Consider the following 14,740-nt stretch of genomic DNA (forward strand, 5'->3'; position numbering starts at 1 on the left):
CGCGGGCAAGCCCGCTCCCACACTGGATCTTCAGTGGGCAAGAAACTTGTGTTCGGCACAGCTTCCTCTGTGGGAGCAAAGCTTGCTCGCGATAGCGGTGGGTCAGYTTGCCWGGATGTTGGATGTGCCGACCTCTTCGCGGGCAAGCCTTGCTCCCACACTGGATCTTCAGTGGRCAAGAAACTTGTGTTCGGCACAGCTTCCTCTGTGGGAGCAAAGCTTGCTCGCGATAGCGGTGGGTCAGTTTGCCAGGATGTTGGATGTGCCGACCTCTTCGCGGCAAGCCCGCTCCCACACTGGATCTTCGGTGGGCAAGAGACTTGTGTTCGGCACAGCTTCCTCTGTGGGAGCAAAGCTTGCTCGCGATAGCGGTGGGTCAGTTTGCCAGGATGTTGGATGTGCCGACCTCTTCGCGGGCAAGCCCGCTCCCACACTGGATCTTCGGTGGGCAAGAGACTTGTGTTCGGCACAGATCCCTCTGTGGGAGCAAAGCTTGCTCGCGATAGCGGCGGGTCATCTTACCTGGATGTTGGACGTGCCGCCGCCATCGCGGGCAAGCCTTGCTCCCACATAGGTTCCCGGCGTTAGTAGGTTTGGAGATAACGCTTATTCGAAACCAATCTGTCGGGTTGTGGCATTTCTGTCTGTTCTGGAGCGTCCTATCTGGTGAACCGGTCTGTTCAGAACTAGATTTTCTTGAGCGCCGTCAGGCCCCGGCTTTATCCGGAAAAGAAGGAAGTGGCTATGAACAAGCTTCTACGCATGATGTTTTTGCTGAAGGTGTTGGTGATGCTGTCCCTGGGCTCCACGGCTGCGTGGGCCGAATGCGATGAGCATGAGAAGCACGCGTCGAGTGGCTCGGTGGTTCAAGGTGAGTTGATGCTGGCCGCGACCGATGCGGATGCAGGTGATCCGGACGATGGCGAGGATGATGATGGTTCGCCAATTGATACGCCGGATGACGATGAGGATGCGGAGGGTGAAGGCGATACCCAGACGTAGATTTCTGACCTGAAGAAAACCCCTCCAGCCCCGACTGAACATCAGTTGGGGCTGGAGGGGTTTTTCATGCCTGATGCATTACCCAGGGCAAGGGTTGAACCTATGGGTGATCAGCCCTCGATCATGCCGCGCCTTCGAGGAACTGCTCGGCGTAATGACACGCCACCTGCCGGTTATCCAGCAAGCGCAAGGCCGGCTCTTCAGTCTTGCAGCGCTCGGTGGCGTACGGGCAGCGCTTGTGGAAGGCGCAGCCGGACGGTGGGTTGAGCGGGTTGGGCAGTTCGCCGACGATCTTGATCTTCGGCTTGTTCGGGTCCGGGTGAATGGTCGGGGTGGCCGACAGCAGCGCTTGGGTGTACGGGTGCAGCGGGCGGCTGTAGATGGACTCGTTGGGGCCCATTTCCACCGGGCGACCGAGGTACATCACCATCACGTCGTCGGCCACGTGTTGCACCACCGCCAGGTTGTGGGAAATGAACACGTAGGCGGTGTTGAATTCCTGCTGCAGGTCCATGAACAGGTTCAGCACCTGGGCCTGGATCGACACGTCCAGCGCCGACGTCGGTTCGTCCGCCACCAGCACCTTGGGTTGCAGCATCATGGCGCGGGCCAGGGCGATGCGCTGGCGCTGGCCACCGGAGAACATGTGCGGGTAGCGCTGGTAATGCTCGGGGCGCAGGCCCACCTGCTTCATCATTGCCTGGACTTTCTCCCGCCGCTCGGTGGCTGACAGGCTGGTGTTGATCAGCAACGGCTCGGCCAGCTGATCACCGATTTTCTGCCGTGGGTTGAGGGACGCGTACGGGCTCTGGAAGACCATCTGCACGTCTTTGCGCAATTGCTTGCGTTCGGCCTTATTGGCGCCGGTCACTTCCTGGCCGGCGATTTTCAGGGAGCCGGAGGACGGCTCTTCGATCAGCGTCAGGGCCCGGGCGAGGGTGGATTTGCCGCAACCGGATTCGCCCACCACGGCCAGGGTCTTGCCGGCTTCCAGTTCGAACGACACACCGTTGAGGGCGCGCACGGTCGCATGGCCCTTGAACATGCCGCGGGACACTTCGTAATGACGGGTCAGGTCACGGGCGGTAAGTACGACGGCCATCACGCCACCTCCTGGTTCAACGGGTAGAAGCAGCGGGCGAGGCTGTTGGATTTCGGATCGAGGGCCGGGCGTTGTTGACGGCAGTTGTCCTGCACGTACGGGCAGCGCGGCGACAGCAGGCAACCTTGCGGACGGTCGTAGCGACCGGGGACGATGCCGGGCAAGGTCGCCAGGCGCTCGGCGCCCATGCTGTGCTCCGGAATCGCCGCCAGCAGCGCTTCGCTGTACGGGTGAGCGGGGATGTCGAACAGTTCGGGCACCTTGCCCACTTCCACGGCCTGGCCGGCGTACATCACGCACACGCGCTGGGCGGTTTCAGCCACCACGGCGAGGTCGTGGGTGATCAGCACCAGGCCCATGTTCTGTTCTTTTTGCAGGGCCAGCAGCAGGTCCATGATCTGCGCCTGGATGGTCACGTCCAGGGCGGTGGTCGGTTCGTCGGCGATCAGCAGCTTCGGCTCGCCGGCAATCGCCATGGCAATCGCCACGCGCTGGCTCATGCCGCCGGACAGTTGATGCGGGTAGGCGTCCATGCGGCTGGCGGCGCCGGGGATCTCGACTTTTTCCAGCAATTCGATGGCGCGCTTGCGGGCGGCCTTGCCGGACATCTTCAGGTGCAGGCGCAGCACTTCTTCGATCTGGAAACCCACGGTGTAGCTGGGGTTGAGCGCGGTCATCGGGTCCTGGAAGACCATCGCCAGGTCCTTGCCGACGATCTGCCGGCGCTGGCGGTTGCTCAGCTTGAGCATGTTCTTGCCGTCGAAGTTCAGCGCGTCGGCGGTGACGATGCCGGGGTGCTCGATCAGCCCCATCAGCGCCATCATGGTCACGGATTTACCCGAGCCCGATTCGCCGACGATGGCCAGGACTTCGCCTTTTTCCACGCTCAGGTCCAGGCCGTCGACCACCGGCACGGCGGTGGCGTCGCCGAAGCGGACGTTGAGATTCTTGATTTCTAGCAGTGACATGGGAATCTCCTCAGGCGGCATTCTTGAGTTTCGGGTCCAGCGCATCGCGCAGCCCGTCGCCCATCAGGTTGATTGCCAGCACGCTGAGCAAAATGGTCAAGCCAGGCAGGCTCACGACCCACCAGGCGCGTTCGATGTAGTCGCGGGCCGAGGCCAGCATGGTGCCCCACTCCGGGGTGGGCGGCTGGACGCCGAGGCCGAGGAAGCCCAGGGCGGCGGCGTCGAGGATCGCCGAAGAAAAGCTCAGCGTCGCCTGGACGATCAGCGGTGCCATGCAGTTGGGCAGCACGGTGATGAACATCAGGCGGGGCAGGCCGGCACCGGCCAGGCGGGCGGCGGTCACGTAGTCGCGGTTCAGTTCGCCCATCACGGCGGCACGGGTCAGGCGCACGTAGGACGGCAGCGAGACGATGGCGATGGCGATCACGGTGTTGATCAGGCCTGGGCCGAGGATGGCGACGATCGCCACGGCCAGCAACAGCGAAGGCAGGGCCAGCATGATGTCCATCAAACGCATGATGGTCGGGCCGAGCAGGCGCGGGAAGAACCCGGCGAACAGCCCCAGCAGGATGCCTGGGATCAGCGACATCACCACCGACGACAAGCCGATCAGCAGCGACAGGCGCGAACCCTGGATCAGGCGCGAGAGCAAGTCGCGGCCCAGTTCGTCGGTGCCCAGCAGGAACTGGATCTGCCCGCCTTCAAGCCACGCCGGCGGCGTCAGCAGGAAGTCACGGTACTGCTCGCTCGGGTCATGGGGCGCGACCCAGGGCGCGAAGATCGCGCAGAACACGATCAAGGTCATGAACAGCAGCCCGGCCACGGCGCCCTTGTTGCGGGAAAACGCCTGCCAGAATTCTTTGTACGGGGACGGGTACAGCAGGCTTTGATCGACTGCTACCGCGGTAGTTGGAGTACTCATGGTCTTGATCTCAGCGCTGGTGACGGATGCGTGGATTGGCAAAGCCGTAGAGGATGTCCACGACGAAGTTGACCAGAATCACCAGGCAGGCGATTAACAGGATGCCGTTCTGCACCACGGGATAGTCCCGGGCGCCGATGGCTTCGATCAGCCACTTGCCGATGCCCGGCCAGGAGAAGATCGTTTCGGTCAGGACCGCACCGGCCAGCAGCGTGCCGACTTGCAGGCCGACCACGGTCAGTACCGGGATCAGCGCGTTGCGCAGGCCGTGCACGAACACCACGCGCGAAGGCGACAGGCCTTTGGCGCGGGCGGTGCGGATGTAGTCTTCGCGCAGCACTTCGAGCATCGAAGAGCGGGTCATGCGGGCGATCACCGCCAGCGGAATGGTGCCCAGCACGATGGCCGGCAGGATCAGGTGGTGCAGCGCATCGAGGAACGCGCCGGGCTCATCGGCCAGCAGCGTGTCGATCAGCATGAAGCCGGTTTTCGGCTCGATGTCGTAGAGCAGGTCGATCCGTCCCGACACCGGCGTCCAGCCCAGGGACACCGAGAAGAACATGATCAGGATCAGGCCCCACCAGAAGATCGGCATCGAATACCCCGCCAGGGAGATGCCCATCACCCCATGGTCGAACAGGGACCCTCGCTTGAGTGCCGCGATCACCCCGGCCAGCAGGCCCAGGATACCGGCGAACAACAGCGCGGCCATGGACAGTTCCAGGGTCGCGGGAAACAGGGAGCTGAACTCGGTCCATACGCTTTCACGGGTACGCAGCGATTCGCCGAGGTCGCCGTGGGCCAGTTTGCCGATGTAGTCCAGGTACTGGGCATACAGCGGTTTGTTGAGGCCAAGGCGTTCCATTGCCTGTGCATGCATTTCGGGATCGACCCGACGTTCGCCCATCATCACTTCCACGGGGTCGCCGGGGATCATGCGAATCAACGCGAAGGTCAGCAAGGTGATGCCGAAGAACGTGGGGATCAATAATCCCAGTCGGCGGGCAATAAAACTAAACATCTTCAGGTGTACCTCATCAGCCGGTTAGGCGTGCCCGGCAGCCCTTGGGTCAAGAGCTGCCGGGCGTTTTCTTATCTACTTCACCTGGGTGGTGGCGAAGTTGTTGGTGGTGAGCGGGCTAATCACGTAGCCCTCTACGTTGTTGCGCATTGCAGTGAACATGCGGGTGTGGGCCATGCTGATCCAGGGTTGATCCTGGTTGAAGATCACCTGGGCCTGTTCATAGAGCCTGGCGCGTTCCTCGGGGTTCACTGTGGCGCGAGCCTGGTCGATCAGTGCCTGGAATTTCTCGTTGCACCAGCGCGCGTAGTTTTCGCCGTTCTTGGCGGCCTCGCAACTGAGCATAGGCGTCAGGAAATTATCCGGGTCGCCGTTGTCGCCCGCCCATCCGGCGGACACCATGTCGTGCTCGCCGTTTTTCGCGCGCTTGAGCATTTCGCCCCATTCCATCACGCGGATGTCGACCTTGATCCCGACCTTGGCCAGGTCCGCCTGCATCATCTGTGCGCCGAGCATCGGGTTGGGGTTGGTCGGTCCGCCGCCGTTGCGGGTGAACAGGGTGAACACGGTGCCTTCCGGCACGCCTGCTTCCTTGAGCAGCTGACGGGCCTTGTCCAGGTCGCGGGTCGGGTTCTTCAGGTCGTGGTTGAAGCCCAACAGTGTCGGTGGGTAGGGGTTGACCGCGACAGTGGCGTTGCCCTTGCCGAACAGCGCGTTGACGTAGGCTTCCTTGTCGAAGGCCAGGTCGATGGCTTTGCGCACCCGCACGTCGCTCATGTATTTGTGGCTGGTGTTCAGGGCGGTGTAGGAAACGGTCATCGCATCCAGCTCGGCGACCTTCAGGTTCGGGTCTTTCTTGATGCTGGGGATGTCATCGGGTTTGGGGTACAGCGCGATCTGGCACTCGTTGGTCTTGAGTTTCTGCATGCGCACGTTGTTGTCGGTGGCGATGGCCAATACCAGCGCGTCGGCCGGCGGCTTGCCACGGAAGTAGTCCGGGTTGGCCTTGAAGCGAACCTGGGCATCCTTGTTGTAGCGCTGGAAGACGAACGGACCGGTGCCGACTGGCTTGCTGTTGAGGTCGCCGGCCTTGCCTGCCTTGAGCAGCTGGTCAGCGTATTCGGCCGGGTAGATCGAGGAAAAGGCCATGGCGATGTCGGCCAGGAACGGCGCTTCGCGGCGGGTCAGGCTGAACTTGACCGTGTGCTCGTCGACTTTCTCGACGCTCTTGAGCAGTTCCTTGAAGCCCATGCTTTCAAAGTACGGGAAGCCCACGCTCGACAGTTTGTGCCACGGGTGATTCGGGTCCAGCTGGCGCTGGAAGCTCCAGACCACGTCGTCGGCGTTCATGTCGCGGGTCGGCTTGAAGTATTCGGTGGTGTGGAACTTGACGCCCTTGCGCAGGTGGAAGGTGTACGTCAGGCCATCGTCACTGATGTCCCAGGATTCGGCCAGGGCCGGAATCACTTCGGTGGTGCCGGGCTTGAAATCGGCCAGGCGATTGAAAATGGTTTCCGCCACGGCGTCGGCGGTGACTGCAGTCGTGTATTGGACCATGTCGAAGCCTTCCGGGCTGGCTTCTGTGCAAACCACCAGGGGTTTGGCCGTGGCGCCAACGGCGACACTCAGCAGCGCAGCGGCGATGGCTGCGCGTAGGGGGATCATATTCATCGTCAATCCTCTGCAATCGGGTAAATGGCAAAAGACCGGACGGGCGACCTTGTGAGTCGACCGCCCGGTGGCAGTTTAGAGAATGTTGAACGGAATGGTGGTGACCAGGCGGAACTCGTTGAGGCTGCCGTCGGCCTGGTTTTCGCTGGCGCGGTGCGCGGTGTAGGTCGCACGGATTGCGGTGGCCTTCAGTGGGCCGCTCTGTACGGCATAGGATGCGCCGATGCCGTATTCGTAGTGGTGCTCACCGTCCATGGCGCGTACATCGCTATAGCCGGTGCTGTTGTAGTGAGTACCGTCGATGCCCCAGCCGCGAGCCTGGTAGATGTTGAACTTCAGGCCTGGCACGCCGTATTCGGCCATGTTCAAGCCGTAGGCGATCTGGAAGGATTTCTCGTTCGGGCCGTTGAAGTCCGACAGCAGGGAGTTGGCCAGGTAGATGCCGTTGGTTTCGTGCAGGTAGTCGAAGTACTCGTTACCGTTCACTTCCTGGTACGAGAACGTCAGGCTATGGGCCTGGTGCGTCAGGCCGAACGACAGGGAGTAGGTGTCGTTGTCGATCTCGCCCAGTTTGCTTTTGCCCGAATCCACGGTCTTGTAGTAGTTCAGGCCGGTGGTCAGGCTCAGCACCGAGCTGTCGCCCAGCTCGTGGGTGGCGCCGAAGTAGTACTGGTTCCACATGTCTTCAGCCTGGGTCGCCCACAGGCTGGTCTTCAGGCTGGCCAGAGGCTGGTAGGTGATACCCGCGGTGTTGACGTGATCGGTCTCGACGCTGCTGTCACCGTATTCGGAGCGGAACTTGCGCTGGCTCTCTTCGGTACGCGGCGAGTTGCGGTCGAAGGTGGCGATGTCAAACGCCAGGTTTTCGAATTCTTCGCTGTGCAGGCTCACGCCCTGGAAGCTGGAGGGCAGGGCACGGTTGCCGATGACGTCGACCATCGGGCTGCTGAAGTTCTGGCGGCCGGCAGTCAGGGTGGTGTTGGAAACACGGGCCTTGACGTTGGCCAGGCCCAGTTTGCTCCACTGGCCCACGGCGTCGCCGCCTTCGCGGGTCAGGGTACGGTTGTTGCCGGCGCCAGGACGGGTGGTCGGGGCACCGCCATTGTTGGACGCCAGGTCCTTGCGATCCTGGTCGAGGGCGATGGCGTTGTAGGCGGCCAGTTCGGTGCTGAAGCCCACGGTGCCTTCGGTGAAGCCCGAGTTGTACTTGATGATGGTGCCTTGCAGCCAGTTGATCCGGCGGTCGGTCTCGCGTGCTTCGCCGTTCTTGCGATAGGTGAGTTTCGCGCCGCGCTTGAATTGCTCGTTGGCGTACCAGTTGCGTGTGCTGCCACTGATGGACTGGCCGTCGATGAAGCCCTTGGCTTCGCTTTGCTCGCTGGTAGTCTTGAGGGTCACCGGGGTGACCGCCTGGCTCTGGGATTCTGCATAGGCTGTGGCGGTGATGCTGCTGATGGCCAGGGCCAGTATCGCGGTGCTGCTTAGTTTCATGGGTAAAGCTCCTTTTCTTTCTTTTTTAATGCCGGTCTTTTTAGGTGATACGGCTATGGTTTTTACAACTCATTCACAGCTAGCAAACGTTTGCATGGCGCCTGATCGACGAATTCAGGCAAGACGCCTGCGTGAGGGCTTCCAGAGGAAGCCCTCGCTGTGTGGCTATATGGTTATGGGTTCAGGCTGACGCCCGAGAACACGTTGCGACCGAAGGGGCTGACTTTGAACCCCTCGACTTTGGCACTCAGCGGTTGGTTGACCGTCGAGTGGGCAACAGGGGTGATAGGCACTTGCTGCTTGAGCAACTGCTGGGCCTGTTTGTAGAGCACGGTGCGCTGGTCGCGGTCGGTGACGACCTTGGCCTGCTTGATCAGCTTGTCGTAGTCCTGGTCACACCACATGGAGTAGTTGTTGCCGCCAATGGCGTCGCAGCTGTACAGCGTGCCGAGCCAGTTGTCCGGATCGCCATTGTCGCCGGTCCAGCCGATCAGGCTGATGTCGTGCTCGCCGTTCTTGGTGCGCTTGATGTACTCGCCCCATTCATAGCTGACGATCTTCACTTTCAGGCCGATCTTGGCCCAGTCGGCCTGGAGCATTTCGGCCATCAGCTTGGCGTTGGGGTTGTACGGGCGTTGTACGGGCATGGCCCAGAGGGTGATTTCGGTGCCTTCCTTGACCCCGGCGGCCTTGAGCAATTCCTTGGCTTTTTCCGGGTTGTAGGGAGCGTCCTTGATGGTGTCGTCGTAGGACCATTGGGTCGGCGGCATGGCGTTCTGCGCCAGTTGCCCCGCGCCCTGGTACACGGCATTGAGAATGCCTTGCTTGTTTACCGCCATGTCCAATGCCTGGCGCACTTCGACCTGGTCGAACGGCTTGTGGCGGGTGTTATAGGCGATGTAGCCCAGGTTGAAACCGGGCTTCTCGATCAACTGCAACTTGGGGTCGTTCTTCAAGGCTGGCACATCGGCCGGACGCGGATGCAGGGTGACCTGGCATTCGTTGGCCTTGAGCTTCTGCACTCGTACCGACGCGTCGGTGTTGATGGAGAAGATCAGGTTGTTCAACTTGACCCGTTCCGGCGCCCAGTACTGCTGGTTGGCGACATAGCGGATGTTGGAGTCTTTCTGGTAGCTCTTGAACTCGAACGGCCCGGTGCCGATCGGCTTCTGGTTGATGTCGCTCGGCTTGCCGTTCTTGAGCAAGTGGTCGGCGTATTCGGCCGACAGGATCGCGGCAAAACTCATGGCGATGTTCTGGATGAACGCGGCGTCCACGCTGTTGAGGGTCATGACCACGGTCAGCGGCCCGGTCGCTTCCACCTTGGCGATGTTCTTGTTCAGGCTCATGCCGTTGAAGTACGGGAACTCGGTGGGGTAGGCCTTGCGGAACGGATGCTGCGGGTCAAGCATGCGGTTGAAGGTGAACAGCACGTCGTCGGCGTTGAAATCCCGGGTCGGTTTGAAGTAGTCGGTGGTATGAAACTTCACGCCTTCGCGCAGGTGAAACGTGTACTTCAGGCCGTCTTCGGAAATGTCCCAACTGGTCGCCAGGCCTGGGACGACATTGGTCGCGCCTTTTTCAAACTCGGCCAGGCGGTTGTACAGCGGCTCGGCGGCATCGTTGTCGGTGGCCGTGGTGTATTGCGCGGTGTCGAAACCGGCGGGGCTGCCTTCGGAACAGAACACCAGGCTGCTGCCAGCGGCCTGGGCTGCGGATGTCGCGGCCAGCAGGCCGGTGCCCAGCAATGCGGATAAAACCAAGGTATGGCGCATGACGCTCCCTCTCTCGTTCGGGGTGTTTTAACAGTGAACCGGTATCCTTCCGGGGACCCGGAGCACTGAGCTCATTCCATTGCGTCGCGATGCCGCAGGATCAGCAAGCCGTCCAGGCCCCGACGTTAGGAGCCGTGGGTCAGGCGGTGAATGCGTAATGCCTGAAAGACTTCTGGGAAAGGGCGATACCTCCTAAACAACTGCTGCGGTATGCAGTGCGTTTGGATGCAGGCGGTTTCCTGAGTCTTGGTCTCGGCAGATACAGCAACGGCGACGTTGAAGACGTCGCCGTTGCTTATCTTTATTTGCTGACGCTGACGCCGTAGAAGGAGTTCAAGCCAAATGGGCTGATCTTGAAATCCTGCACGTTGGCGCGCATGGGTTGATACACCGTCGAGTGAGCGATAGGTGTCATTGGCACGGCATCCTTGAGGACGTGTTGTGCCTGTTTGTACAGTTCGGTGCGCTTGGACTGGTCGGTGGTGCGCTTGGCTTCCTTGACCAGACCGTCGAATTTCTTGTCGCACCACTTGGAGAAGTTGTTGCCGGCCAGCGAGTCGCAGCCGAACAGCACGTTGAGCCAGTTGTCCGGGTCACCGTTGTCACCGCTCCAGCCGATGATCATCGCCTGGTTCTCGCCGCCTTTGGAGCGCTTGATGTACTCGCCCCATTCGTAGCTGACGATATTGACGTTCAGGCCGATTTTCTTCCAGTCGGACTGCAGCATCTCGGCCATCAGTTTGGCGTTCGGGTTGTACGGACGCTGAACCGGCATCGCCCACAGGATGATGTTGGTGCCTTCCTTGACGCCGGCTTCCTTGAGCAGCTCCTTGGCTTTTTCAGGGTCGTACTTGGCGTCCTTGATGGTGGTGTCGTAGGACCATTGGGTCGGCGGCATGGCGTTGACAGCCAGCTGGCCGGCGCCCTGGTACACCGAGTCGATGATCTGCGGCTTGTTGACCGCCATGTCCAGCGCCTGGCGGACTTTCAGGTTGGCCAGCACGTTCGGCTCGTTGCTGCCCTTGATCTTGTCCATCACGTTATAGGCGATGTAGCCCAGGTTGAAACCCGCCTGGTCAGGCATCTTCAGTGCCTTGTCTTCCTTCAGGGCCTTGAGGTCGGCCGGGCGTGGGAAGAGGGTGATCTGGCATTCGTTTTTCTTGAGCTTCTGCATGCGCACCGACGGGTCGGTGGTGATGGCGAAGATCAGGTTGTCGATCTTCACGTCGTCAGGCTTCCAGTAGTCCTTGTTCCCGGTGTAGCGGATGTTGGAGTCTTTCTGGTAGCTCTTGAACACGAACGGGCCGGTGCCGACCGGCTTCTGGTTGATGTCGGAGGCTTTGCCTTCCTTGAGCAACTGGGCGGCGTATTCGGCGGACTGGATCGAGGCGAAGCTCATGGCCATGTTCTGGATGAACGCGGCGTCGACATCCTTGAGGGTGAACTTGACGGTGTGGTCGTCGACTTTATCGATCTTGGTGATGTTGGTGTCCATCCCCATGTCGGTGAAGTACGGGAATTCGGTCGGGTAGGCCTTACGGAACGGGTCATCCTTGCTGATCATCCGATTGAAGGTGAACAGCACGTCGTCGGCGTTGAATTCGCGGGTCGGCTTGAAGTACGGGGTGGTGTGGAACTTGACGCCTTCACGCAGATGGAAGGTGTAGGTCAGGCCGTCTTCGGAAATATCCCACTTGGTCGCCAGGCCAGGAATCACGGCGGTGCCGCCACGTTCGAACTGGGTCAGGCGGTTGAACATGGTCTCAGCAGAGGCGTCGAAGTCGGTTCCGGTGGTGTACTGACCAGGGTCAAAACCGGCCGGGCTCCCTTCGGAGCAGAACACCAGGTTAGTCGCGGCTTGGGCGAAAGGTGCGCTGGCTAATAAGCTTGCGCCGACTAAAAACGGAATGACCGCTTGTTTAAGCATGTTGGCCTCATGATTTGTTGTCATTTTTGGATTTGAGGGCGACCTCGTGAGTCGTCCTGCGGATACTTATGCAGGCCCCATACCCAATGCAAGATCCAGAGCGGTCACAAGTCCGAAACAGTGGCACGTACGTACCTTAATGTCGCATCTGTGTAACTTTCGACGCATTTGATCGTTTGCGCGTGTTTTTTCGGGGTAAATCGCGCTCTTTTCAGGGGCGTTTTTCGGTTGTGGTGCACCGGGAAAGGGCGGGTGTTACCTCTTCAAACCCGCGCCGTAGAAGGGTATGTGGACTGATGGGCTGAGTTTGAAAACCCTGTTTATCGCTCCAGTCAGTTGTCGGTTATCGGGGGCAGATGTAAATCATTGCAGCATGTTCGCCATTTTTTGCGCGCTTGATGTGCTTGCTTCATTCATGCTGACGATGGTCTTGATCCAATTCTGCTGGAGCATTTGTGCTGGCATTCGTGCGTTCGGGGGGATGCGCGTTGCACCGTCATTGCCCATGAGTTGAGGGTGGTACTCGGCGCAACCTGCGGCTTCTCTGGGTGGCGCCTTGTTGTTTCGGTGGCGAGGGCTGTCTCTCCCGGCCGTACCCCTGTCAGATCTGTGGGAGCAAAGCTTGCTCGCGATGGCGGCCTGACAGCCGGCCAGGGTTTTGTTGGCTGGGTACATATCCATTCCTGCGGTAACGGCCACTTAGGGGGCCGCCCTGACGGCGGTCACTTTTGATCGACCAGCGCCTGTGTGAGCAGGCCACTGCCTGGTCTTGATGTGCCGTCTACGACGACAAACAGCCCTCGTGTTCCGTCGAACCTTGCTCCTACACCGTCTCGGTTCTCATCCCTTGTCCGCCCTTTGACAGACCTGGTTGAGTGAATCATTGGCTGTCGCCCAACTGTTTCAGGCGCTGATAAATCAGTTTGTCTCGGCCTGGGTTTGCACTGACGGAATGGAAGCTTTGTATTACGTAATCCAGTGAATTGAGTGCCAGCAGCTCGGTGATGCCGGTCGCAATATACGTTCGTAGTGCCTGATCTGCCTGGCCAACCTCCTCCAGCAAACTCTCTCGGCCGTCTACAACGAGAACGATATCCTCGACATCTTTATGGTAGGCATCGCCGTTGCCGCGGCCTTTGAATGCTTCGAGCTTTGTCGCGACAAAGTAGGCGGGTTTGAAAATTTTGATTGCAACCCCGCTGGGCAGTGTGAAGGTGTCTGCGTTCGCCAGGCCGTCCACAAACCAGCGGTTTTCATAACCGAGCACCTCCTTCACGGAGGGCATCACGTCGACGATCACATCGTTGAACTTGAATCGGCACGTTACGTCACTGTACTCGGCGGTAATCTTGAAACCCTTATCGGCCAAGCGCTCTGTCAGTCTTTGCCAGTCAGCGATGCCGCCTAGCTCAATCACCAGGTCAACGTCGTCAGTGCTGCGGATATCGTCCAGCACAATCTCGTCAGTGCATAGAAGCCAGGTGGTTGAGCCGCCAACGAAGGCGACCTCTTTTAAAAGCTCTTCACCCAATCCCTGTGCGACGGCACTCAACATCTCGTAATTGTGATCTGAGGCAATGCTCAAAGGCCCATACCTTTTTTAAGCAGTTGAATGGCGACGCTGGTTTCGCGAGGTCCGCCCAACCGTATCGAGTCCACCAAGGCCAAGTAGTGATAGAGGGTTCGGTCGTTCTTCACGGCTTCCGGCACTGTTTTGTAAATCGGTTCGATGGTTTGGCCGCGCTCTGTGCCGTGCGGGTCGGGCCAGACGTGGATATTCCCGCCGGCGCTTTTCAGGTGTTTGGACAGCACCGGTGATGCAAAGCCTGTTGGAATTCCGCGTGCCAAGGCGCCGGGTTTGACGGGGAAAAAGTACTTCAGCGCGTGCTCGGTAATCTTTAAAAGCGCCAGGCGATTCACTTTGGGCAAGGAGGTTTCATAGTCGTTTGTTACCAGTCCAGCCTCCCGGCACCGGGCGATCGAGTTCGATATCTCGCTTTTGCTCAAGCCCAAGGATTCGGCCAGGGCTCTGAGGGTGTAGCGGTCTTCCCATTTGGCGGCGGTCCTTTTCTGGGAGAGATTATCGTCGGCGTCCCAGCCTTCCCACTGGAACGAGTCTGCGTCGATGATGCGTTTTATGGCGAACTCTAAGTTGTCCCAGGGTTTTTCAGGCGGCGGGGCGGTGATGAATGTTGGCTCAGGGCTGTAGTCATCCGGCAGCAAGTCAATCTGGGATAAGCCGCCCCATGCCACTGTTTGGCTGCCTGTCGGAGACACTTCCTCCTGCGCGTGAAGGCTGGTCATTTTGTACATGAGCAAAATATCTTGACTTTTCACGACTGCTAGAACTCTTCTTGTCCACATTCCATAAAACGTGGACAATTTTTGCGCGCTGTTTTTTGTCATGTCAAAGATTATTTTAAGGCAAGAAGCGGAAAAGTAACCAAACCGCTACATGCGCCCACGACTCGGCACCTCGCCTAGGAGCTGTGTGCCCTCACTCCGGCATTGCTCCGTGGGCCCGCCGTGAAGGGCCATTCATGGCCGACCTGCTCTCCTGGTCGTACACCTGTCAGATCTGTTGTTTGAGCAGGACCTGTGGGAGCAAAGCTTGCTCGCGATGGCGGTCTGACAGCCGGCCAGGGTTTTGTTGGCTGGGTACATATCCATTGCTGCGGTAACGGCTGCTTAGGGTTCCGCCCTGACGGCGGCTCACTTTTGAGAAGCGCAAAAGTAAGCAAAACGCTATATGCCCCACCACTTGGCACCCGGCGTTTTTCAAGGTAGTTGTCGCGTCAACCGTTTTGCTATGCCGCTTTTTTCTCGGTCTGCTGTTCCCGATCCGGGTTCAGCAGCACCGT

At 59.7% G+C, this 14,740-nt stretch carries 12 protein-coding genes; 1 reads left to right on the forward strand and 11 read right to left on the reverse strand.

The features are described 5' to 3' along the window. Nucleotides 1-744: 744 nt before the first annotated feature. Entirely contained in the window at nt 745-1,002 is a 258-nt protein-coding gene (locus tag ASC85_RS19430; protein ID WP_014336597.1) for a hypothetical protein, read from the forward strand. Between the two features lie 121 nt (nt 1,003-1,123). Here ASC85_RS19430 and ASC85_RS19435 read toward each other — a convergent pair whose 3' ends face one another. The 11 genes from ASC85_RS19435 to ASC85_RS19485 all read right to left on the reverse strand — a co-directional run bounded on the left by ASC85_RS19435 (nt 1,124) and on the right by ASC85_RS19485 (nt 14,243). Beyond that, complete coding sequence (locus tag ASC85_RS19435) at nt 1,124-2,104, reverse strand: peptide ABC transporter ATP-binding protein (protein WP_014336598.1); 981 nt, start codon at nt 2,102-2,104, stop codon at nt 1,124-1,126. Beyond that, nucleotides 2,104-3,072: an ABC transporter ATP-binding protein gene (locus ASC85_RS19440; RefSeq protein ID WP_039592280.1), complete on the reverse strand. Its 969-nt coding sequence runs from the start codon at nt 3,070-3,072 to the stop codon at nt 2,104-2,106. The genes ASC85_RS19435 and ASC85_RS19440 overlap by 1 nt, the downstream gene beginning before the upstream one ends. Nucleotides 3,073-3,082: 10 nt before the next feature. Next, complete coding sequence (locus tag ASC85_RS19445; RefSeq protein ID WP_053185689.1) at nt 3,083-3,994, reverse strand: ABC transporter permease subunit; 912 nt, start codon at nt 3,992-3,994, stop codon at nt 3,083-3,085. Nucleotides 3,995-4,004: 10 nt separating this feature from the next. Further along, nucleotides 4,005-5,015 (reverse strand): ABC transporter permease subunit, encoded by a 1,011-nt coding sequence (locus ASC85_RS19450; RefSeq protein ID WP_014336601.1) that lies wholly within the window; start codon nt 5,013-5,015, stop codon nt 4,005-4,007. A gap of 75 nt (nt 5,016-5,090) precedes the next feature. Beyond that, on the reverse strand, nt 5,091-6,686 hold the full coding sequence (locus ASC85_RS19455; protein WP_057450947.1) for an ABC transporter substrate-binding protein: 1,596 nt from the start codon (nt 6,684-6,686) through the stop codon (nt 5,091-5,093). 75 nt (nt 6,687-6,761) lie between these two features. Further along, nucleotides 6,762-8,177: an OprD family porin gene (locus ASC85_RS19460; RefSeq protein ID WP_057450948.1), complete on the reverse strand. Its 1,416-nt coding sequence runs from the start codon at nt 8,175-8,177 to the stop codon at nt 6,762-6,764. 173 nt (nt 8,178-8,350) lie between these two features. Then, complete coding sequence (locus tag ASC85_RS19465) at nt 8,351-9,952, reverse strand: ABC transporter substrate-binding protein (RefSeq protein WP_057450949.1); 1,602 nt, start codon at nt 9,950-9,952, stop codon at nt 8,351-8,353. Nucleotides 9,953-10,253: 301 nt separating this feature from the next. Continuing rightward, nucleotides 10,254-11,879, reverse strand: coding sequence for an ABC transporter substrate-binding protein (locus ASC85_RS19470; protein ID WP_057450950.1), 1,626 nt, complete (start codon nt 11,877-11,879; stop codon nt 10,254-10,256). A gap of 363 nt (nt 11,880-12,242) precedes the next feature. Beyond that, nucleotides 12,243-12,554, reverse strand: coding sequence for a hypothetical protein (locus tag ASC85_RS19475; protein ID WP_057450951.1), 312 nt, complete (start codon nt 12,552-12,554; stop codon nt 12,243-12,245). A 205-nt stretch (nt 12,555-12,759) separates the two neighbouring features. Next, complete coding sequence (locus ASC85_RS19480) at nt 12,760-13,464, reverse strand: hypothetical protein (protein ID WP_057450952.1); 705 nt, start codon at nt 13,462-13,464, stop codon at nt 12,760-12,762. Further along, a complete protein-coding gene (locus ASC85_RS19485) occupies nt 13,461-14,243 on the reverse strand; it encodes a MarR family transcriptional regulator (RefSeq protein WP_082534414.1) in 783 nt (260 codons plus the stop codon). Before ASC85_RS19485 ends, ASC85_RS19480 begins: the two co-directional genes overlap by 4 nt. Between the last annotated feature and the right edge of the window lie 497 nt (nt 14,244-14,740).

The organism is Pseudomonas sp. Root401 (genome assembly GCF_001425105.1).
Taxonomy (GTDB): Bacteria; Pseudomonadota; Gammaproteobacteria; order Pseudomonadales; family Pseudomonadaceae; genus Aquipseudomonas; species Aquipseudomonas brassicacearum.